This window comes from Rhodococcus sp. 05-2255-3B1 (assembly GCF_002258545.1).
Lineage (GTDB): Bacteria > Actinomycetota > Actinomycetes > Mycobacteriales > Mycobacteriaceae > Rhodococcoides.
The window spans coordinates 425368-445619 of sequence record NZ_NOZC01000036.1 but is presented as its reverse complement, the minus strand read 5'-3'; the positions used below and the strand labels follow the sequence as shown (position 1 = coordinate 445619).

Genomic DNA, 20252 nt, shown 5'->3' with positions numbered 1-20252 from the left:
AACAACGGAACCCGGCAACACCATCCCGCCCGACAACGTAGTTTTGTCCCTATGTCTGATCAGGCGACACGCGCCGCCGCGTCCATCCCGAACCGCCCCGAGGACATCGTCGTGTGGAGCGCGGACTACCTCGGCTACCGGTGGAGCGACGACCACCCGATGAACCCGACTCGACTCGATCTGACGATGGCGCTCGCCACCGACATCGGCCTGCTCGAGGGTGTCGAATTGGTCGAGCCCGCCGCAGCACCGGATTCGGAGTTGCTCCGGTTTCACACCAGCGCGTACATCGAGGCCGTCAAACAGGCACCGTCTCAGGGCCCGGCCCTGCGCGATCCCGACGACGTCGTCCACGGACTCGGTTCCGACGACAATCCGGTGTTTCCGCAGATGCACGAGGCGAGCGCCATGCTCGCCGGCGGCTCGCTGGCCGCCGCCCGCGAGATCGCGTCGGGTCGCGCTCGACGCGCGGTGAGCATCGGTGGCGGTATGCACCACGCGATGGCCGACTGGGCATCGGGCTTCTGCGTCTACAACGACGCCGCCATCGCCATCTCGTGGTTGCTGGACAACGGGTTCGACCGAATCGCCTACATCGACGTCGACGCTCACCATGGGGACGGCGTTCAAGCGGCTTTCCTCGGTGACCCGAGAGTGCTCACGGTCTCGTTGCATCAACATCCGGCGACGCTGTGGCCGAACACCGGATGGTCCACCGAGGTGGGAACCGAACGCGGTGAGGGAAGCTCGATCAATGTCCCGTTGCTGCCCGGAACCGCGGACAGGTTGTGGTTGCGCGCGTTCCACGCGATCGTGCCGGGCGCGATCGCGGCGTTCCGGCCCCAGATCATCGTCAGCCAATGCGGTGTGGACAGCCACCGCGAGGATCCCCTCGCGGACCTCGCCCTGACCGTCGACGGCCAGAACGCTGCGTTCCTGGCCATGCGCGATCTGGCGGACAAGCATTCCGAAGGTCGGTGGTTGGCCGTCGGCGGTGGTGGGTACGGCTTGGTGCGCGTCGTTCCACGGTCCTGGACGCACCTCATCGCTGCCGCGCTCGGCCGCGACATCGACCCGATGTCGGCGCTGCCGGACACGTGGCGCGAGCGGGTGCGGACCATGGCACCGAGCGTCGACCTACCGCAGACCATGGGTGACGGGGGAGACGTCGACTATCCCGCCTGGGACGGACCCGGTGGGTCTCTCGCAGGCGCGGACGGCACCGACAGGGCGCTCGAACGCGTCGATTCGGCGATCATCGCCACCCGTCGAGCAGTGTTTCCACTGCTCGGACTCGATCCGGAGGACCCGCGTGACTGATCCGACCGACAGCCCCTCGGCCGAGGAGCCTGCCGTTGCGGCGTCGGAGCCGAGCGAGAAGGACCTGGCACGGGAGCGAGCGGAGACGTCGTTTCCGCGGCACTGGGTTGCCGACGTCCTGACCTCCGACGGCGGTGTGGTGCACCTGCGTCCCATCGTCCCGTCGGACTCCGAGCGCATCGTCGCGTTCCACGGCCGGCTGTCCGAGCGGACGAGGTACCTGCGGTATTTCGGTCCTTACCCCACGATGCCCCAGCGTGACGTGCTCAACTTCACCACCGTCGACCACCACGACAGAGTCGCGTTCGTCGCGGTGCTCGGTGACGACATCATCGCGGTCGGCCGGTACGAACGACTTCCCGAGGGAGACGGCAATTCCGCCGAGGTGGCCTTCGTCGTCGCCGACGCGCATCAGGGCCGCGGGCTGGGGCCGATCCTGCTCGAACACCTCGCGGGGGCGGCTGCCGAGAACGGGGTGAACATGTTCGTCGCCGAGGTGCTCGCCGAGAACCGGAACATGGTCACCGTCTTCCGCGAAGCGGGTTATCAGGTCAGCAGGTCCTTCGAGGGGGGAGTGTTGCGACTCGAGTTCGCGATCGACCCGAGCGAAGCGCTGCTCTCGGTGCGCAATTCGCGTGAACGTGCCGCCGAGGCCCGCAGTGTGCGCAACGTGCTCAGCCCTCGATCGGTCGCCGTGATCGGAGCGTCGACGGACAGCTCCAAGGTGGGCAACGCCGTTCTCGCGAATCTGCTGGCGGGCAACTTCACCGGCCCGGTGTATCCCGTCAACGCCGACCACCGTTCGGTCCGCGGAGTCCGCGCCTACGCCACGGTGCACGACATCCCGGATCCGGTCGATCTGGCGATCGCTGCGGTACCCGCCGATGCGATCGACGCGGTACTGGACGACTGCCTCGACAAGGGCGTCAAAGCGTTGCTGGTGGTCTCGGGCGGATTCGGCGAGACCGGACCCGCGGGACAGGAGAGCGAACGCAGGCTGGTGCTCGCCGCGAGGGCGCACGGAATGCGCTTGATCGGGCCCAACGCGCTCGGTGTGGCGAACACCGATCCCGAGTTCGGTCTGAACGCCACCCTGGCTCCGCATCTGCCCACGCCGGGTAACGTCGGGTTCTTCTGTCAGTCCGGAGCCCTCGGCATCGCGATTCTGGACGAGGCCGCCAACCGCAGGCTGGGACTGTCGACGTTCGTCTCGGCTGGAAACCGCGCCGATGTGTCCGGCAACGACCTACTTCAGTACTGGGACTCGGATCCGGCCACCGAGGTGATCCTGCTGTACCTCGAGAGCTTCGGTAATCCCAGGAAGTTCACCAGGATCGCTCGACGGGTCGCACGCACCAAGCCGATCATCGCGGTCAAGAGCGGACGCGGTGCCGTGCCGCCCGCCCACGCGATCGGTGCCGACATCGACGACTCGATCGTGCGCGCACTGTTCGCGCAGGCCGGCGTCATCCAGGTCGACACCATCTCCGAACTGTTCGACTGCGCCGTCCTGTTCGGAAATCAGCCTCTTCCTGTCGGCCCGCGGGTTGCCGTGGTGGGAAATTCGACGGCTCTGGGTGTGCTGGCCGTCGACGCTGCGCGAGCCAAGGGCCTGCATGCGAGCAATCCGACCGACGTAGGTCCGCAGGCGGGTCCCGAAGAGTTCGCTGCGGCGGTGTCCTCGGCCTTGGCCGCGTCGGACATCGATGCCGTCATCGTCGTGTTCGTGCCTCCGGTCGCCGTCGAGGTCGAACCGTTCGCGGCCGCGCTCGGCAATGCCGTTCGTGGATCCGACAAGCCCGTGCTCTCGACCTTCCTGGCCACCGAAGGAATCCCCGACGTCCTGGCGGTACGCGGACCGGGTGGTCATCCCGTTCGCGGTTCGGTGCCGTCGTACTCGAGTCCGGAGCGGGCGGTTGCGGCCCTGGCTGCCGCGTGGCGCTACTCGTCGTGGCGTTCGCGACCGGTGTCGAACCTCGTCCGTCCCAAGAGCATCGACTCCGATCGCGCGAAGCGACTGGTGGAAGGGTGGCGGTCGTCGGGCAGTCACGGACGGTGGCTCTCGGACTTCGAGACCGCAGAACTGTTGTCCTGCTACGGACTCGACGTCGTGGCCTTCAGAATCGTGACCGACGAGGACGAGGCGGTCGCCGCGGCGGACGAACTGGGTTACCCGGTGGCGGTGAAGGCGACCGGTGAGCGGTGGCGACACCGGCCCGATCTCGGGGGAGTGCGCTTGGACATGGCCGACGCCTCGGCAGTGCGCGTGGCGTACCGGAACCTCGCTGCGGACTCCGGCGAGCCGTTGCTGCACGTTCAGCGTATGGCGGTCAAGGGCATCGGATGCGTCGTGCGCGTGCAGGACGACCCGTCGTTCGGATCACTCATCTCGTTCGGGCTGGCCGGGGTCATCTCGGACTTGTTGGGTGACCGCGCGTACCGGGTGCTGCCGCTGACCGAAGACGAGGCCGCGCAGCTCATCGACGCGCCCAAAGCGGCTCCGCTGCTGTCCGGATACCGAAATGCGGTGCCCGTCAACAAGAATGCCCTGATCGACCTCGTTCAGCGTATTTCTGCTCTGGCAGAGGACATCGCCGACATTCGCGAAATCTCCTGCGAGCCGGTGTTGGCCTCCGCCGACGGCGCGCAGATCACCGACGCCCGGGTGCGCATCGGGCCCGAGCCCACCAAGGCCGATCTGGGTCCGCGTCGCCTGCGCTGAGCGGACGGGCCACGACAAAGCGGCAGCCGAGTCGACGTTCCGAGGGGGAGAGAACGTCGGCCCGGCTACCGCGTGAGGTGGAGCGAACGGGGACGGTCACCGCTGCTCCACCGGTCGGTGGCTGTGCTCAGCTGGCGTAGGACCGAAGCTTCTCGGCGCGGTCGCCCTGCCGAAGCTTGACCATCACCTCGCGCTCGATCTGGCGGACACGCTCGCGGGAGAGCCCGAAGAGCTTGCCGATCTGATCGAGGGTGCGGGGCTGTCCGTCGTCCAGGCCGTAGCGCAGACGGATGACCTGCTGCTCTCGCTCGTCGAGAGTTCCGAGGACCACACGGACGTCGCTGTGCAACAGGCCGGCGATGACGGCGTTCTCGGCGGACGTCGCCTCGGAATCCTCGATGAAGTCGCCGAGAGGCGCTTCCTCGTCGCTGCCGACCGGCATGTCCAGGCTGACCGGGTCACGGCTGTGGTCGAGCAGGTCCGCGATCTTCTCCACCGCGATGCCCGATTCGCTCGACAGTTCCTCGTCCGTCGCCTCGCGGCCGAGTTGCTGATGCAGCTCACGCTTGATCCTGGCCAACTTGTTGACCTGTTCGACCAGGTGGACTGGCAGCCGGATCGTGCGGCTCTGATCTGCCATGCCGCGGGTGATGGCCTGACGAATCCACCACGTCGCGTAGGTCGAGAACTTGAAGCCCTTGGCGTAGTCGAACTTCTCCATCGCGCGGATGAGTCCGAGGTTGCCCTCCTGGATCAGGTCGAGCAGGGGCATACCGCGACCGGTGTACCGCTTGGCGAGAGACACGACCAGGCGAAGGTTCGCTTCGAGCAGGTGGCTACGCGCAGCACTTCCGTCGCGAACGATGATGGCGAGGTTGCGCTTCTTGACCGCGCTCAGTCGCTTCGTGTTCTCGAGAACCTGCTTCGCGTAGAGACCGGCCTCGATCCTCTTGGCCAGATCGACCTCTTCGGCAGCCGTCAGCAATGCGGTGCGGCCGATGCCGTTGAGATACACGCGAACGAGATCGGCTGCTGGGCTCTGAGCGTCCAGATCGGCATCGGTTGGCCGCGGACGAATCGTTGTGCTGGGGCTGGTCATGACTTGCCTCCTGGTCGGTGGTGTCTCACAAGGCTCAACGCTTGGGAGACTCCGATAAGTTCCCACGCCGATCCCGTGGATACCCGCGTGACCAGGGATTACGTCATGTTCGTCCTGAGAAGTTGCTGAGAAGTGAAGCCGCCGGGAACGCGCGCTCTCCCGGGTCGATGTCGGCGACTCATCGAGCCGGCACAACCAACCCGTGCCGGACGAGACCCTGCATCATCGTCACCGCATGCACTGCCAGTTCCTCGGCGTCCTCGCCGTGCGCAGCAGCGAGCAACTCCACCAGTTCACCGACCGGTAGACCGTCGGGTCGCAGCCCGGCGAGCAGAGCCGCACCGAGTTCGTCGATGTCGTGTTGCCACTGCGGGCCGTTCCCGCGATGGACCCGCACTGCCACTTCGGCCCAGCCCTCCTCGCCGGGAAGGTAGACGCGTTCGAGCGCGGTGTTCGGGTCGACGGTGAGCACCGAGTCGAGAATGTCGTGCTCCCGCAGCCAGTCCAGCCGCGCGAAGTACTCGATCGATTCGTTGCCGAGCGGGTCGGAGAAGCCATGAGTGAGTTCCTCCGCGAGAAGATCGGTGGGCTCGTCCGTTCTGCGGAGATATACGAACCCGAAACCGATTCCTTCCACGTCGGCGGCGGCGAAGTGATCGAGCCAGGACTGTGCCACCGCGGCTGCGTCGGGATCGCGTGGATCGAGTCCGCCGTCGCGCATCCACGTGCCCACGTAGAGCGCGGGATCGGCGACGTCACGCTCGACGACCCAGGCGTCGATGCCGTGCGCAGGCAGCCACGACGCCACCCGCGCGCGCCAGTCCTCGCCGCGGACGTGCACCCAGGACGCCAGGATCGCCGCAGTACCGCCGAGCGTCAGGTGGTCCGGGGCTCGGCCGATCATCAGAGCGCTCGCTCCGTCGAGGTCGAGGCCGGAATCGCGGTACGAGTGCTGCACTTCGGCGCGGCCGACGACGAAGGGCGGGTTGGCGACGATGCGATCGAACCGACGCCCGGCGACGGGCTCGAACCAGGAACCGTGCAGCAACTCGACGTCGAGGTTGTTGAGCGCCATCGTCGCCGCAGCCAGGTCCATCGATCGCGGACTGATGTCGGTCGCGGTCACCTGCTCTGCGTAGCCGCAGGCGTGTACGGCCTGGACGCCGCAGCCGGTACCGACGTCGAGAACACTGGTCGCCGGGGACGTGGGCGTTCCGCGCAACAGAGACAGGGAAGCCTGTCCGACGCCGAGCACGTGATCGGGAGCGGTCTCGGCGGCGCGCATGCTGCCGTCGGGATCCGAGACGATCCACCGAGTCCCGTGGCCGGCGTCGAGAGGCCGAATGTCGAGCAGCGTCCGCACCGTCGATCCCGATCGGTAGAGAATTCCGGCTGCGACGGCGTCGGCGACCGTCAGTGGCGCGATGGCGTCGGCGACGTCGGACTCGGGGCAGTCGTCGACGAGAAGGAACAGGCGTACCAGAACACCCAGCGCACCCCCGTCCCGACTGGCGTTGCGTACCGGCACCGGTTCGCTGCGACCGAGGGCAGCGTGGGCGTCTTCGCCGAGCAGTGTCAGTACGCCGTCGGCGTCGTATCCCGCCCGCTCGAAGGCCTCACGAAGACCGGAGCAGGCGACGGTGAGCGGGGACGTGGGATTCGGTGCAGTCACGACGCAAGTGTCGCACCGGCGACGGCCGGGGCGTCAGTCGTCGCCCGGTTCGATCACGCGGTGGTTGCTCGATTCCAGTTGCGGCCTGTCCACGGTCCGGTAGTCGTATCGGCTCATCTCGTCCTTGGTGCGGGGCGGCCGATCGTTGGCGATCAGCACCGCCATCCACGGCAGTGGGATGGACGCTCCGACTATCGCCATGGAGATCCACGGATTCATCCACATCCCGTACGCGATGGCAGCCAACACCAGCGCCGGGATGCGGAACGACATGATGAACATGTATTTGCGGACGCGAGCTTTGTGCTGCTCCTCGACCGATTGCTGCGCCTCGGTGATCAGGACGGGCCCATCCGGCGAGTCGCTGTACGCGCTTCCGTCGAACCCTGGGGTTCTCGTCATACCTCCACTGTGGCACTACTGCTCACAGAATGCATACGACGAGCTGTGGAACCGGTTACCCCATGCTGTGGATGCACGGATTAATCTGTGTTCATGAGCACTCAGACGAAGGACCGTCCCGATATCGCACCGGACGAAACCACCGATGACGACCGGCCGAAGTTCTTCCACTACGTGAAGAAGAACAAGATCGCCGAGAGCGCGGTGATGGGTACACACGTCGTCGCGCTGTGCGGTGAGGTGTTTCCCGTCACCAAGTCCGCGAAGCCCGGATCACCGGTGTGCCCGGACTGCAAGAAGGTCTACGAGGGTCTCAAGAAAGGCGACTGAGCACCGTCGCCCGGGTGCCGGTCCTGGGTCGGTTCCGGTCGATCCGAACGGGCTCGGTCGCCGGTCAGTTTGATCGGCCCCGTGGCCAGCCGTCGGGCGACGGCGGTCACCGGTCCCGACGGCTTGTCGTCGGTGGCGGCCTGCGCCGCGATCCACTCCCGCATCTGGTCCATTCGTGTCGCCCGGGCGGGCCAGAACTCCTGGATCGTCGCGTTGAACTCGGCACCGAGAACGACGGCGAAGCCGAGGAAGAACGTGAACAGCAGGAACGCGATGGGCGTCGCCAGCGCGCCGTAGGTGTATCCGGTGCTCGTCACCCAGCCGAGGTACCGGCGCAGTACCGCGCTCGCGATCATGAAGAACACCCCGGCCAGCAGAGCTCCGCCGAGGAGGCGATGCCAGGGCAGCGAGGTGTGCAGGGCCACCTTGTACAGCGTGGTCAAACCGATGATCAGCAGGAGCCCGACGGCCGGATAGTAGAAGAAGTCGATGACCTCGCTGCCCACGGTGATCCACGAGTCGGGCAGGATCTGCTGCACGTACACCGGTCCGAGTGCGACGAGCGGAAGCACGAAGACCGCGATCACCAGGAAACCCACGTAGAGAAGCAGCGCGAAGAACCTCTGCCAGACGGGATGTCGTGCGTCGGCCTGACCGTGCGCTTCGACAATGGAGTCGACGAACGTCGAGATCGCAGAGGACCCGGCCCACAACGAGAGCAGGAAGCCGACGGACACGATCTCCCCGCTGCCCTGGGCGAGAACGTCCTTGACCGTCGGAGCGATGATCTGGTCCACGACGCTACCGCTGAAGAGGGTGTTGCTGAACGTGATGATCTTGGACTCGATGATCTCGACGGTGTTGGGTCCGAACCATCCGCCGACGAGTCCCAGGCTGCCCAGCACGCCGAGCAACAGCGGTGGCAGCGACAGCGTCTGCCAGAACGCGGCCGTTGCGGCCTTGCTGAAGATCGAGTCGTCCCACGCCTTGCTCAGAGTGCGCAGAGTCACTTTCCACGCGGCGTGTATCGGCCTTCTCGCCGACAACCGTTCCGGTGGTGGAGTTCCGCCTGCAGACTCGCTCATGGTTCCTCCAGCATTCCTGACGACAGGCGACTTCGCCTAACAGCCGACTCGCCGTGTCGCATCCGACTCACCCCAGCGATGTGGGATCGGTCGGTGCGGAGCGATAGGCTCCTCCGCGGACACTGCAGGGCTACCGAGAGCGCGAGGAATTTACATCGATGCCAGGAACCGGCGGCCAGTGAGCGCTGACATGTTCGATCCCACACCACCGTCCACCGAGCAGACTGCCGCTCCCGCGATCGGGGGCGCACCGCTGCGTGCGTGGCAGCGACGGGCGTTGACGAAGTATCTCGTCGCCTCGCCCAAGGATTTCCTCGCCGTCGCGACGCCCGGCGCAGGCAAGACGACCTTCGCCCTCCGGGTGGCCGCGGAGCTGCTCGCGCATCGCACCGTCGACCAGGTGACGGTCGTTGCGCCCACCGAACACCTCAAGCACCAGTGGGCGGAGTCGGCCGCCAGGGTCGGAATCGCCTTGGACTCGCGCTTCTCGAACTCGACCGGTCAGACGTCGAGCGACTATCACGGCGTGGTCGTGACGTATGCGCAGATCGCCTCGCACCCGTTCAAGCATCGAGTGCGCACCGAATCACGCAAGACCCTCGTGATTCTCGACGAGATCCACCACGGCGGCGACGCGAAGAGCTGGGGTGAGGGAATTCGCGAAGCGTTCGGAGACGCCACCCGACGTCTCGCACTGACCGGTACGCCGTTCCGTAGCGACGACAGTCCCATCCCGTTCGTCAACTACGAACCCGATCAGGACGGGTTGATGCGGTCCAAGGCCGATCACGCGTACGGCTACTCCGATGCTCTCGCGGACGGCGTCGTCCGTCCGGTCGTGTTCCTCGCGTACTCCGGTGAGGCGCGCTGGCGGGACAGCGCAGGCGAGGAATACACCGCTCGTCTGGGGGAGCCGCTCAATGCCGAACAGACCGCGAGGGCGTGGCGCACCGCGCTGGATCCGCAGGGCGACTGGATGCCTGCGGTGCTGTTGGCGGCCAACACCCGGCTCGCGCAACTGCGCGCAGGCGGCATGCCCGATGCCGGCGGTCTGGTCATCGCGACCGATCAGACGGTGGCGCGGGCCTACGCGAAACTGATCGAGGTGATCACGGGGGAGACGCCTGCGATCGTGCTCTCGGACGACCCCACGTCCTCTGCTCGCATCGCCGAGTTCGGCAAGAGCGACCAGCGGTGGATGGTTGCCGTCCGCATGGTGTCCGAGGGCGTCGACGTTCCGCGTCTGGCCGTCGGTGTCTACGCGACGAGTGCGTCGACCCCGCTGTACTTCGCGCAGGCCATCGGCCGATTCGTGCGGTCTCGGCGCAAGGGTGAGACGGCGAGCGTCTTCCTGCCGTCGGTACCGGTGCTGCTGGATCTCGCGTCGCAGCTCGAGGCGCAACGCGATCACATCCTCGGCAAGCCGCATCGGGAGAAGGACGGCTTCGACGACGAGTTGCTGGCCGACGCCAACAAGCAGAAGGACGAGCTGGGCGAGGAGGAGAAGGCGTACACCTCGCTGGGCGCGGATGCGGAACTGGACCAGGTGATCTACGACGGTTCGTCGTTCGGTACCGCGACGTTCTCGGGCAGCGACGAGGAAGCCGATTATCTCGGTCTGCCCGGTTTGCTCGACGCGACGCAGATGCGCGACCTGCTGCGCCAGCGCCAACAGGAACAGATCGACAAGCCGGCCGCCGGGCCGGCGGTTCCGGCACCTGCCGTCGTCAACGACAGGGCCACCAGTGCGGGCCAGTTGGCCGGTCTGCGGCGTGAACTGAACAGTTTGGTTGCGGTGTACCACCACCGCACGGGGAAGCCGCACGGGGTGATTCACGGCGATCTGCGACGAATCTGCGGTGGCCCGCCGACGGCGATGGCGTCGGCGGATCAGTTGGGTGAGCGAATCGCGCAGTTGCGGAAGATGTAGAGATCCCCGGCGGGTCCGGGCACGAAAAAGACGGACGGTCTGGTGACCGTCCGTCTTCGTCGTTGTGTTCGTCGATCGTGGCGAACCTGTTTTCCCCCGACACAAAAGGTGGGTTACACCGTGGAGTCCGATTCGGTCATCACCGTTGCGTTCACTTCACGCAAACGGGCTTCGTGCTCGGTGGCGTGGTGACCGCAGAAGAGAAGTTCTCCACCGGTCGAGAGCACGACACGCGCGCGAGCCCCTGCACCGCACCGGTCGCACCGGTCCGCTGCTGTCAATTGTGGGCTGGTCAATGTTCCGGGCATGACTCCTCCGTACTGGCTTGCGGGTTGTCCCGTTCGCCTGGGGCCGGTCCGCCGCGTCGGTATGGCGCGGTCCGTTCACTCTGTCAGACGTATGGCGGTCATGCGTTGTTCCCGAGCGCGTTTCTTTGTGTTGTCACTAACACGAAACATCGTTCACGAGCAGGAACGCCGTCGACGGTGTTCGCTGACAGCTGATCGGAGTCCGCCCGTGCCGCGGCAGTAGGGTCGCCGGTGTGGCTTCGACTTCTACTTCGCTCTCCGGCGCATCGAAGCTGGGTATCCCCTCGCTGTTCGTGATCGGTGCGCTGTGCATGTACGTCGGTGCGGCGATCGGTGTGTTCCTGTTCGACACCGTCGATCCGGCCGCGGTGGCGTGGCTGCGCGGGTTCGGTGCGGCGCTGGTGTTGGTGCTCTGGCGGCGCCCGTGGCGGCGTCGGGCCGGTGCCGGCGCATGGACCGTGCGTCGGGCAATCACGGCCGCCGCGTTCGGCGGTGCGACGATCGGCATGAACGCGATGTTCTACGAGGCGATCGCCAGGTTGCCGCTCGGCGCGGCCGTGGCCATCGAGTTTCTCGGGCCGATCGCGGTCGCCGCTGCCGGGTCCAGAAGGCCTGCCGACGTGTGCGCGCTGCTGCTGGTGGTGGCCGGCGTCGGAGCCATCGCCTCTGCGCAGTTCGAGGGCGGCGAGGTGGGGTTGGTCGGGATCGCGTTCGCGCTGGGCTCGGCGGCGCTGTGGGCTGCCTACATCGTGCTGGGCAAGTCGGTTGCCGACGCAGGCCAGGGACTCGACGACATGGCTGCCGGTTTCGCAATCGCGTCCGTGCTCCTGGCCGTTCCCTTGTTCGGGCCGTTCGCGGTCGCGCACCCGAATGCGTTGGGAGACTGGCGGATCTGGGTTCTCGGTTTGGGCGTCGGGCTGTTGTCGAGTGTGGTTCCCTACGTTCTCGATCAGTACGTCTTGGTGCGAGTGGGCCGGGCCCGCTTCGCGTTGTTGCTGGCTCTGCTTCCGGCAACGGCGACGGTGGTCGGTGCCGTGGTGCTGACTCAGATTCCGACGACGTACGAGGCTCTCGGAATCCTGGCCGTCATCGTGGCAGTCGTGGTCGGTGGGCTGCCGACCCGAAGAGATCGGGGCGTTGCCGACATTCCGCCGCCCTGACCCGCGCACGACACGGCAGAATGGACATGTGACCAGCAAGCAGGACGACCTCGTTCACATCTGTACGGCAGGGGAGTGGCTCGCGATGCGTGGTCGGGCCGACTACACCCCGGACTCGTACGAATCCGTGGGCTTCGTGCATCTGTCCACACCCGAGCAAGTGCACTTGCCGGCGAACCGGCTCTTCCCGGGCCGCACGGATCTGGTTCTGCTGCGTGTCGATCCGACTCGTCTGACTGCACCCGTTCGGTGGGAACCGGGGGTACCGTCCGATCCGGAGTCCATGCGCTTTCCGCACCTGTACGGACCGCTTCCGATCGCGGCCGTCACGGCAGTGCTCGACTATCGGCCGGGGCCGGACGGAACGTTCGGGGTGCCGCAGGTGTGACGCCCGCGCACAGAACAACGACCGCCGATCACGTGATCGGCGGTCGTTGTTGGAGGTGGAGCGAACGAATCAGTCCAGGTAGTCGCGCAGTACCTGAGAACGCGACGGGTGCCGCAGCTTGGACATCGTCTTGGACTCGATCTGACGGATCCGCTCGCGCGTGACACCGTAGACCTGACCGATCTCGTCGAGCGTGCGGGGCTGACCGTCGGTGAGGCCGAATCGCAGTCGAACCACGCCCGCCTCGCGCTCGGACAGCGTCTCGAGAACCGACTGCAGCTGATCCTGGAGCAGCGTGAACGACACGGCGTCCACGGCGACGACCGCCTCGGAATCCTCGATGAAGTCGCCGAGCTGGCTGTCGCCCTCGTCACCGATGGTCTGGTCGAGCGAGATCGGCTCACGCGCGTACTGCTGGATCTCCAGCACCTTCTCCGGCGTGATGTCCATTTCCTTCGCCAGCTCTTCAGGGGTGGGTTCGCGGCCCAGATCCTGGAGCAGCTCGCGCTGGATACGGCCGAGCTTGTTGATGACCTCGACCATGTGCACCGGAATTCGGATGGTGCGGGCCTGGTCGGCCATGGCCCGGGTGATCGCCTGTCGGATCCACCACGTGGCGTACGTCGAGAACTTGTAGCCCTTCGTGTAGTCGAACTTCTCGACCGCGCGGATCAGACCGAGGTTGCCTTCCTGAATGAGGTCCAGGAAAGCCATGCCACGACCGGTGTAGCGCTTGGCGAGGGAGACGACGAGACGAAGGTTTGCCTCGAGGAGGTGATTCTTGGCGCGATTACCGTCACGGCAGATCCACGTCATGTCGCGGCGCTGCGCAACGGGGAGCTTCTCGCCCTTCTCCGCGGACTCGCGCATCTTCTCGACCGCGAACAGGCCGGCCTCGATGCGCTTGGCCAGTTCGACTTCCTCCTCTGCGTTGAGGAGCGCGACCTTGCCGATCTGCTTGAGGTAGGCGCGGACGGAGTCGGCGGACGCGGTGAGCTCGGCGTCCTTACGGGCCTGGCGCAGTGCCTCGGACTCTTCTTCGTCCCAGACGAAATCACCGGATGCCTTGTCCTCGGCGGTCGGCTCGGCGGTGACGTCCTCCTCGGTGTCGTCACCTGCAGCGACCACCTCGACGACATCGTTGGCGGCGGCGGCGAGGTCGCCCTCGGAGATGTCGATGTCCTCGATGCCGGGAGTGCTCTCGTCGGCGTCGTCCCCGGATGCCGGTGCGGCTGCTGTCTTCTTTGCTGCGGCCTTCTTCGCCGGTGCCTTCTTGGCTGCGGCGCGCTTGGCGGGAGCCTTCTTTGCCGGTGCCTTCGCAGCGGGTGCCTTGACAGCAGGTGCAGGTGTCGCAGACTCGGTTTCGGAATCTACGGTCTGACGGATATCGGTGGCTGCCACGTACGCCCTTTCGTGACGAAGTCGTGCGGCGTCACGCCAGAGTTGTTTCCGGCGGAGAGGTCTTCGGATTCGGCCGGCTGCGTACCGGCACACACCATTGTAACGACCTCTCAGGAGTTTGTTACCGACCCTTGCCCTATGCAGGTGGCAACCCGCGTGTCAGTGTGCCGATCCCGCGGACGTACCGGTCTCGGCGGACGGTACGGCGGAGTCCGCTGCGAGAGCGGCACCGACGATCCCGGCAGTGTTCAGCAGGGTTGCCGGAACCACGGGCGTGCGATTGGTCAGGTGCGGAATCCACTTCTCGCTCTTGCGGCTGATGCCGCCGCCTGCGATGAACAGATCCGGCCACAACAGCGCCTCGAACGTCTCGAGAACCTTCGAGACCTCCTTGGCCCACTCCTTGTAGGACAGTCCCTGGTTCTCCTTCACCGACGACGCCGCACGATGCTCGGCTTCCTTGCCGTCGATCTCCATGTGGCCGAATTCGGTGTTGGGAAGCAGAACCCCGTTGTGCAGGACGGCCGAACCGATCCCCGTGCCGAACGTCAACAGCACGACGACTCCGTCCTTGCCCTTGCCGCCGCCGTACTTGTCCTCGGCCACTCCGGCCGCATCCGCATCGTTGAGCACGGTGACGTTGTCGGTGCCGATGGCTTTCGCGAACAACGCGCGGGCGTCGGTGTCGATCCAGGACTTGTCGATGTTGGCGGCCGAGCGAGCGACACCGCCGGTCACCACGGCGGGCAACGTCACGCCCACCGGGCCGGTCCATTCGAAGTGCGCGACGATCTCGGCGACGGTGCGCGCGACGGCATCGGGGGTCGACGGTTGCGGCGTCTCGATCTTGTGGCGGTCGCCGACGAGCTCGCCGGTGCTCAGGTCCACGATTCCGCCCTTGATGCCGCTGCCGCCCACGTCCACGCCGAATCCGTGGCGCGCTGCCGCAGCGGTGGTGTTGTCCGAACCTGCCTGTGTCATGAGGATGCCGCTCCTGGCGTGATCGAATCCGTGTGATGCCGTCGCCTCCGAACAATAGTGCGTTTCGGCGCTCGCGGGACGCTGACGTCATCGGCGGTCGCTGCGGTGGTGCTCGGAGGTCGGTGTGTGTTGCGATGTACGCGTGCCGACACCAGACCGATCGCAGACCGACACCGCCAGTACACGATTGCCGGAAGAGCAGGTGGCAGCCGAGGGATCGAACACGCGCGAGGTCGATGCGCTGCGCGAGGTCGCCGTACGGGTCGCGACGCGAGCCGCCGAGCATGTCGGACGGCGCCGCCCGGAGGTCTTCGGCGGCGATTCGAGCGAGGGTGACGGCGCGGTGCACTCCAAGAGCACGCCGACCGATCCGGTGACCGTCGTGGACACCGAGACCGAGCGCGTCCTGCGCGAGATGCTGGCGCGGCTGCGGCCGGAGGATGCGATTCTCGGAGAGGAGGAAGGCAGCGACGACGACTCGCTCGACGGTGTGCGCTGGGTGCTGGACCCGATCGACGGAACCGTCAACTTCATGTACGGAATTCCGGCGTACGCGGTCTCGGTCGCGGTCCAGATCGACGGTGTCAGTGTTGCCGGGGCCGTGATCGATGTTGCCCGCGGGCTCGTCTACTCGGCCGCTCTCGGGCGTGGGGCGACGGTGGAGAGGGCCGACGGTACGCAGGAGCAGCTGCGCTGTTCCGGTGTGACCGACGTGTCGATGACGTTGTTGGCCACCGGATTCGGCTACGGATCAGGGCGTCGAGCGGTGCAGGGCGCGATCATCGCCGAACTGCTGCCTCAGGTGCGAGACATACGCCGGATCGGTTCGGCTGCGCTCGATCTCTGCATGGTCGCGTCCGGAGTGGTGGACGCTCACTTCGAACACGGACTCAGTCCGTGGGATTGGGCGGCGGGTGCGCTGATCGCCGCCGAGGCAGGCGCGATCGTCAGGGTGCCCGCCGCCAACAGCAGCAGTGCGCAGGGTGCGGTGACGGTGGCAACGGCCCCGGGGATCGCGGACGCCTTCGTGGCCGTCCTGCGCAGCGCGGGCGCCCTCGATCCGATTCCCGGCTGACAGGCCGTCGGCGCGTCAGCAGCGGGATTCGCGTGCTGCCGCGAGCAGATCGGCATCGAGTGGGGCAGGCGGAGTACCGGGTGCGGCCCCGGCCAGAGTGCGCAGCACTTCCTCGGCGTCGTCGTTGGGCTGGATCTCGCTGAAGTAAGTACCGAGTGCCAGATCGACCGAGTCGTCGGTGCGGGCATCTTCGATGAGTTCGGCGCATGGGGCGACCAGCGACACCGCGCTCGCTGCCGCCAGGCCGGCCGGGCCGAACCGAATCTGCCCCTGGCACTGCATGTTCTGGTCGACGTAGACCGGATCGTTGCCGACCTGGACGTCCGGTGCGCTCGCGAACCCGTAATCGCTGAGCTGGGCGGCCACGTGAGCGGCCTGTCCGCGCTCACCGTTCGCGTTGAAGACACGGACCTTCGATGCGGACAGGGCGGCGGGCTCGACGTCGAGCAGGGTCGACGGGTCCACTTCCTCGCCGAGCGGTACCGGCTGGGTACCGTCCGTCGCGGCGGCTGTGGTCGGGGCATTGCACTCGGCGGTCGCCGAGGTGGCCTCGGCGGTGGTGAACACCTTGACCCACACCAGCACTCCGAGGAGAGCGAGCACCGTGAAGACCGCGATGATCGGAAACGCACGGCGTCGACGGAACGGACGACCTTTGCCGTCGACCGAATGGCCTTCGGTGATCAGAGAAACCACAGTGATCTTCGCCTTTCCGTCGGCAGTCGCCGAGACCGGTTCGCAGAGTCGGTTCACACCGACGCGGTGCCTACTGTAGATGGCCGGGGTGCGCGAGGGTGGCACACTCGGCCGTACCCTCCTTCGATCCAGTGCGCGGTGGCCGATTCGGAGGCCGAAACCGGCACCGAGAAGTGTTCTGTGAAGGGTGGAATGAAGCTGCCCATCCCGGTGTTGATGCGGCGTGCACCCAGGTGATGGACTCGTCGGCGGTTCGGTTTCTGCTTTGCTACCGGCTTCGGCTATTGTCTGGCGGCCGCGGTGCTTCAAGAATCGGACGCCGGTGCACCAATCGATCAGGTGAGCGAGGTCTCGATCGGGTTTCAACCCGCGAGTTCTGGGAACTACCCGGTGTAGTTTCGGGCACCGCGCGACGACGAACGATTCGAACAGATACGAAGATCGGTGGGAGCGAGCAAGCGCCCTCTTCACAGCCGACGGCCACAAGCCGACCACATCGGCAGCTTTCACCACACACACGCACGAAGATGAGGGGTACGAGGACAATGGCAACCGACTACGACGCACCGAGAAGAACAGAATCCGACGATGTGTCGGAGGACTCGCTCGAAGAATTGAAGGCCCGACGCAACGAGGCCCAGTCCGCCGTGGTGGACGTGGACGAATCCGACACCGCGGAGTCCTTCGAGCTCCCCGGTGCAGATCTGTCCGGTGAGGAGCTCTCGGTCCGGGTGGTTCCCAAGCAGGCCGACGAGTTCACCTGCTCGAGCTGCTTCCTGGTCCATCACCGCAGCCGTCTGGCCAGTGACGCCAACGGTGTTCTGATGTGCCGCGACTGCGCGGCGTGACCTTCTCCGCACAGACCTGATCGGTTCGGTCAGGTCTGTGTCGATGGTTCCGACCGTCGAGCGACCGGTAGGTCAGCGCGCCTCGACGCCGTGGGCGGTCAGGACGGCCAACAGCTCCTCGGGGCGTTTGGTGCTGATCAGCCAGTAGGGCGTCGGATCGTCGGGGTCGTCGAGGACCACGATCACCATCTGTTTCACCCAGGTGCGGTGCTGCACGAAGGCCAGCGGATCGAGCTGCCTTCCCAGCGCCGCACTTTTTGCTGTCCCGGGAACGACGGCGGCCTTGGACGCCACATCGAGGGGCAGATGAGCGGATCCGACGCGTAACTCGGCACCGGTCGCACCGGCGACCACCTCGACGCGCAGCCTGCTGAAAGCGAACAACGCCCACGCGATGAGCGGGAGCAACACGACGTAGGGCAGCCAGGCACGGATGCCGGGCGCACCCATGTGGATCTCCGCAGCCAGCAACACAGCGACGGCCGCGCCCGCTCCCCACCACCAGATCGGTACCCACAGTCGCTCGGAGTACAGCACCGAGTTCTCGGGTGCGGTGGAGCCCGTGTCGGGGGTGGAGTCGCCGGACTCCGACGCGTGTTCGGCCTGTCGATCTGCAGTCACGAGTCCCAGGGTAGTCGCCACGCCGAGACCGAAGCCGGCCAGCGTAGTCTCGTTCGACGTGAGCGACGAAGTCACCGAGACCGGCACCGAACCGTCCGTCGACCGACCCCGCACCCCGCGCCGGCCCTCCGATCCGTTGTCCGAGGTCCGGGTGCGCCGACTCGATCCGGAGCTTCCGGTGCCGACACGGGCGCACGAGGGTGATGCGGGAGTCGATCTGCGAACGACGGCCGCAGTGACCATCGCTCCGGGCGAACGCGTCCTGGTGGGGACCGGAATCGCGATCGCTCTCCCGGTCGGAACCGTCGGACTGGTGCATCCGCGATCGGGGTTGGCGGCGAAATCGGGTCTGTCGGTGGTCAACACCCCGGGCACCATCGATGCCGGGTATCGCGGCGAGATAAAGGTCTGTCTGATCAATCACGACCTGCACACTCCGATCGAGCTCGAGCGAGGCGACCGTATTGCTCAACTGCTCGTGCAGCGAGTCGAGCTGGTGACTTTCGTCGAGGTCGACGAGTTGGACGACACCGTTCGAGGAGCCGGTGGTCACGGTTCGACCGGTGGCCATGCGAGTCTGGAGCAGTGAGTTCCGCCACGACGTTCGCCGCGGGCAGGCACAGTGGAAGCAACCGAGAAGAAGAGAGTTGAACATGTTCGGACGGCGTAAGAAGAACGACGCCGGCAGTGCCTCCGCGCCCGGTGCGGAGCCATTCGTCGACAGCGTCGAAGACGAGGACGACGATATCGAGGCCGCGAACACGGCCGCCGACGGTCCCCACGACCTCGGGGACCTCGACGACGATCGCGAGACGGTCGCGGCGACGCGTCTCGACCTCGGTTCGGTGCTGATTCCGTTGCCGGAGGGCGGGCAACTCCAGGTCGAGATGTCGCAGGCAGGCAGCCCGCAGGCAGTGCACATCGTCACGCAGTTCGGGCGCATCACCATCGCGGCCTACGCGGCACCGAAATCGCCCGGTCAGTGGCGTGAGGTGGCAGCGGATCTGGCGACGTCTCTGCGCAACGACAAGGCCGAGACGACGGTCGAGACGGGTCCGTGGGGACGCGAACTGCTCGGTGTCACGGCCAACGCAGACCTGCGCTTCATCGGAGTCGACGGATATCGCTGGATGGTTCGCTGCGTGCTGGCGGGTCCCTCGGGCGCGGTGGCCGAGGGCCAACCGCTCGTCCGGCTGGCACACACGATCCTGCGGCAGACGGTGGTGGATCGGGGTACCGAACCGCACCCCGTTCGGACACCGCTACCGGTGGTGTTGCCGCAGGTGTTGGCCGAGCAGCTCGCGGCAGCCGCACAGCAGCAGGCGGCAGCTCAGCAGAGCGCGGCGCAACCGGCCGCGGAGCCTCGGGCTGCGGTACCGACGTCGGAATCTGCAGCGCCGCAACAGGAAACGGCTCCGCAGCCGACCGCTGCCGAGCGTGACCGAGCGCCGCGTCGGGGAGCGTCGGGATCGGCAATTCAGCAGCTGGGCGGCTGACCCGACCGCTCGTCGAGACCGTCGACGGCCGCTCGGCCGAGGCATCCCGGGTCGATTCCTATGCTGTCCAGGGTCACCGTGCGCAGTTCGCAGTTCGGCAGTGCCCGAGCCCACTGGCGAGCGACCTCGATCGGATGGACTGCATCGTCCACCGCACCCACGACGACAGCGGGTACCTCTATCCGAGCGAGCTCGTCGAGTTCGAGGCTGCGGTGGCGAGCCGCCTCGTCCAGCGCGCCGGGAAGGGCGGGCCACTGGGCAGCCCAGGACCGGCGCAGAGTGCGCGCGAGCCATGGCGGGCTCGACGCTGCCATCGCCGCGGTGACGGCGTCGAGTCCCTGCTCGCGCAGGGATCGCGCGGTGAACTCCGCACTCAGGGCCGCGGGGGAGCCGGCCGGGTCTCCGGTCCACGCCGGCAGCGCGAGTGCGAGAGCCGCGGTGTTCGATGCGTTGTCGGCAGCCCAGCGAACCGCGACGGCCGCCCCGAGGGATATCCCTGCGACCACGACGGGTCCGAGGCGATGTGCTGCGTCGTCGAGGGCGGACAGGTAGCTTTCCACCACCGCGGTCGGGTCGGGTTCGACGGCCACGGTGGTCAATCCCACACTGTCGAATGCCGCCGAGAACGCGTCGGCGGCGAACCGCGCATCGGACCCCGTCCCCGGTAGAACGACCGCGGTGCGGGTGTGGAATCGGCTGTGCACGACACGATTGTGCA

20 protein-coding genes are annotated in these 20252 nt (G+C 66.6%); 10 read left to right on the top strand and 10 right to left on the bottom strand.

Going from position 1 to position 20252, the window contains the following annotated elements; all coding sequences use genetic code 11:
* Positions 1 to 51: 51 nt before the first annotated feature.
* The gene (locus tag CH249_RS22870) at positions 52 to 1320 is read left to right on the top strand and encodes an acetoin utilization protein AcuC (RefSeq protein ID WP_094682815.1); all 1269 of its coding nucleotides are present in this window, start codon (positions 52 to 54) and stop codon (positions 1318 to 1320) included.
* Positions 1321 to 1384: 64 nt separating this feature from the next.
* Positions 1385 to 4042: a bifunctional GNAT family N-acetyltransferase/acetate--CoA ligase family protein gene (locus tag CH249_RS22865; protein ID WP_032398411.1), complete on the top strand. Its 2658-nt coding sequence runs from the start codon at positions 1385 to 1387 to the stop codon at positions 4040 to 4042.
* Between the two features lie 127 nt (positions 4043 to 4169).
* Here the strand turns inward: CH249_RS22865 and CH249_RS22860 are convergent, their stop codons facing one another.
* The 3 genes from CH249_RS22860 to CH249_RS22850 form a co-directional block, all read right to left on the bottom strand.
* Positions 4170 to 5141, bottom strand: a complete 972-nt coding sequence (locus CH249_RS22860) for a sigma-70 family RNA polymerase sigma factor (protein ID WP_032377730.1) — start codon at positions 5139 to 5141, stop codon at positions 4170 to 4172.
* A 178-nt stretch (positions 5142 to 5319) separates the two neighbouring features.
* Entirely contained in the window at positions 5320 to 6813 is a 1494-nt protein-coding gene (locus tag CH249_RS22855) for a class I SAM-dependent methyltransferase (protein WP_094682814.1), read from the bottom strand.
* Between the two features lie 33 nt (positions 6814 to 6846).
* Positions 6847 to 7215: a DUF3099 domain-containing protein gene (locus CH249_RS22850; protein WP_032397916.1), complete on the bottom strand. Its 369-nt coding sequence runs from the start codon at positions 7213 to 7215 to the stop codon at positions 6847 to 6849.
* Between the two features lie 93 nt (positions 7216 to 7308).
* On the opposite strand from CH249_RS22850, the gene CH249_RS22845 reads away from it, so the two are divergent.
* Positions 7309 to 7545, top strand: a complete 237-nt coding sequence (locus CH249_RS22845) for a DUF3039 domain-containing protein (protein ID WP_032398413.1) — start codon at positions 7309 to 7311, stop codon at positions 7543 to 7545.
* Here the strand turns inward: CH249_RS22845 and CH249_RS22840 are convergent.
* Complete coding sequence (locus CH249_RS22840) at positions 7518 to 8630, bottom strand: YihY/virulence factor BrkB family protein (RefSeq protein ID WP_045195405.1); 1113 nt, start codon at positions 8628 to 8630, stop codon at positions 7518 to 7520. The genes CH249_RS22845 and CH249_RS22840 overlap by 28 nt on opposite strands.
* 190 nt (positions 8631 to 8820) lie before the next feature.
* On the opposite strand from CH249_RS22840, the gene CH249_RS22835 reads away from it, so the two are divergent.
* On the top strand, positions 8821 to 10560 hold the full coding sequence (locus tag CH249_RS22835) for a DEAD/DEAH box helicase (RefSeq protein ID WP_032397917.1): 1740 nt from the start codon (positions 8821 to 8823) through the stop codon (positions 10558 to 10560).
* 113 nt (positions 10561 to 10673) lie between these two features.
* Here CH249_RS22835 and CH249_RS22830 read toward each other — a convergent pair whose 3' ends face one another.
* The gene (locus CH249_RS22830; protein ID WP_027496884.1) at positions 10674 to 10868 is read right to left on the bottom strand and encodes a hypothetical protein; all 195 of its coding nucleotides are present in this window, start codon (positions 10866 to 10868) and stop codon (positions 10674 to 10676) included.
* Positions 10869 to 11101: 233 nt separating this feature from the next.
* Between CH249_RS22830 and CH249_RS22825 the strand changes: the two genes are divergently transcribed.
* Positions 11102 to 12028 carry a DMT family transporter gene (locus CH249_RS22825; RefSeq protein WP_094630072.1) on the top strand — a complete coding sequence of 309 codons (927 nt, stop codon included), beginning with the start codon at positions 11102 to 11104 and terminating at the stop codon, positions 12026 to 12028.
* A 28-nt stretch (positions 12029 to 12056) separates the two neighbouring features.
* The gene (locus tag CH249_RS22820; RefSeq protein WP_032397919.1) at positions 12057 to 12416 is read left to right on the top strand and encodes a DUF952 domain-containing protein; all 360 of its coding nucleotides are present in this window, start codon (positions 12057 to 12059) and stop codon (positions 12414 to 12416) included.
* 69 nt (positions 12417 to 12485) lie between these two features.
* Here CH249_RS22820 and CH249_RS22815 read toward each other — a convergent pair whose 3' ends face one another.
* On the bottom strand, positions 12486 to 13817 hold the full coding sequence (locus CH249_RS22815) for an RNA polymerase sigma factor (RefSeq protein ID WP_032397920.1): 1332 nt from the start codon (positions 13815 to 13817) through the stop codon (positions 12486 to 12488).
* Positions 13818 to 13976: 159 nt separating this feature from the next.
* Entirely contained in the window at positions 13977 to 14798 is an 822-nt protein-coding gene (ppgK, locus tag CH249_RS22810) for a polyphosphate--glucose phosphotransferase (protein ID WP_052050332.1), read from the bottom strand.
* 187 nt (positions 14799 to 14985) lie between these two features.
* Here ppgK and CH249_RS22805 point away from each other — a divergent pair, with 187 nt between their 5' ends.
* Positions 14986 to 15873, top strand: a complete 888-nt coding sequence (locus tag CH249_RS22805) for an inositol monophosphatase family protein (RefSeq protein ID WP_373453534.1) — start codon at positions 14986 to 14988, stop codon at positions 15871 to 15873.
* Between the two features lie 15 nt (positions 15874 to 15888).
* Here CH249_RS22805 and cei read toward each other — a convergent pair whose 3' ends face one another.
* The gene (gene cei, locus CH249_RS22800; RefSeq protein ID WP_094648030.1) at positions 15889 to 16569 is read right to left on the bottom strand and encodes an envelope integrity protein Cei; all 681 of its coding nucleotides are present in this window, start codon (positions 16567 to 16569) and stop codon (positions 15889 to 15891) included.
* Positions 16570 to 17114: 545 nt separating this feature from the next.
* Between cei and CH249_RS22795 the strand changes: the two genes are divergently transcribed.
* Positions 17115 to 17417, top strand: a complete 303-nt coding sequence (locus tag CH249_RS22795; protein ID WP_027496891.1) for a DUF4193 domain-containing protein — start codon at positions 17115 to 17117, stop codon at positions 17415 to 17417.
* Between the two features lie 72 nt (positions 17418 to 17489).
* Here the strand turns inward: CH249_RS22795 and CH249_RS22790 are convergent, their stop codons facing one another.
* On the bottom strand, positions 17490 to 17954 hold the full coding sequence (locus CH249_RS22790; RefSeq protein ID WP_045199816.1) for a DUF3093 domain-containing protein: 465 nt from the start codon (positions 17952 to 17954) through the stop codon (positions 17490 to 17492).
* 220 nt (positions 17955 to 18174) lie between these two features.
* Here CH249_RS22790 and dut point away from each other — a divergent pair, with 220 nt between their 5' ends.
* Together dut and CH249_RS22780 are read left to right on the top strand one after the other, a co-directional pair.
* A complete protein-coding gene (dut, locus tag CH249_RS22785) occupies positions 18175 to 18627 on the top strand; it encodes a dUTP diphosphatase (protein ID WP_032398419.1) in 453 nt (150 codons plus the stop codon).
* Positions 18628 to 18691: 64 nt separating this feature from the next.
* Positions 18692 to 19534: a DUF3710 domain-containing protein gene (locus CH249_RS22780; protein ID WP_045195399.1), complete on the top strand. Its 843-nt coding sequence runs from the start codon at positions 18692 to 18694 to the stop codon at positions 19532 to 19534.
* Here CH249_RS22780 and CH249_RS22775 read toward each other — a convergent pair.
* Positions 19516 to 20238, bottom strand: coding sequence for an alpha/beta fold hydrolase (locus CH249_RS22775; protein WP_256988422.1), 723 nt, complete (start codon positions 20236 to 20238; stop codon positions 19516 to 19518). The two genes, CH249_RS22780 and CH249_RS22775, sit on opposite strands and share 19 nt — an antisense overlap.
* Positions 20239 to 20252 lie beyond the last annotated feature (14 nt).

Coding starts and splice junctions, on each gene's coding strand:
- CH249_RS22870 (WP_094682815.1), top strand. CDS start 52: ATGTCTGATCAGGCGACACGCGCCGCCGCGTCCATCCCGAACCGCCCC.
- CH249_RS22860 (WP_032377730.1), bottom strand. CDS start 5,141: ATGACCAGCCCCAGCACAACGATTCGTCCGCGGCCAACCGATGCCGAT.
- CH249_RS22850 (WP_032397916.1), bottom strand. CDS start 7,215: ATGACGAGAACCCCAGGGTTCGACGGAAGCGCGTACAGCGACTCGCCG.
- CH249_RS22845 (WP_032398413.1), top strand. CDS start 7,309: ATGAGCACTCAGACGAAGGACCGTCCCGATATCGCACCGGACGAAACC.
- CH249_RS22840 (WP_045195405.1), bottom strand. CDS start 8,630: ATGAGCGAGTCTGCAGGCGGAACTCCACCACCGGAACGGTTGTCGGCG.
- CH249_RS22835 (WP_032397917.1), top strand. CDS start 8,821: ATGTTCGATCCCACACCACCGTCCACCGAGCAGACTGCCGCTCCCGCG.
- CH249_RS22830 (WP_027496884.1), bottom strand. CDS start 10,868: ATGCCCGGAACATTGACCAGCCCACAATTGACAGCAGCGGACCGGTGC.
- ppgK (WP_052050332.1), bottom strand. CDS start 14,798: ATGACACAGGCAGGTTCGGACAACACCACCGCTGCGGCAGCGCGCCAC.
- CH249_RS22795 (WP_027496891.1), top strand. CDS start 17,115: ATGGCAACCGACTACGACGCACCGAGAAGAACAGAATCCGACGATGTG.
- CH249_RS22780 (WP_045195399.1), top strand. CDS start 18,692: ATGTTCGGACGGCGTAAGAAGAACGACGCCGGCAGTGCCTCCGCGCCC.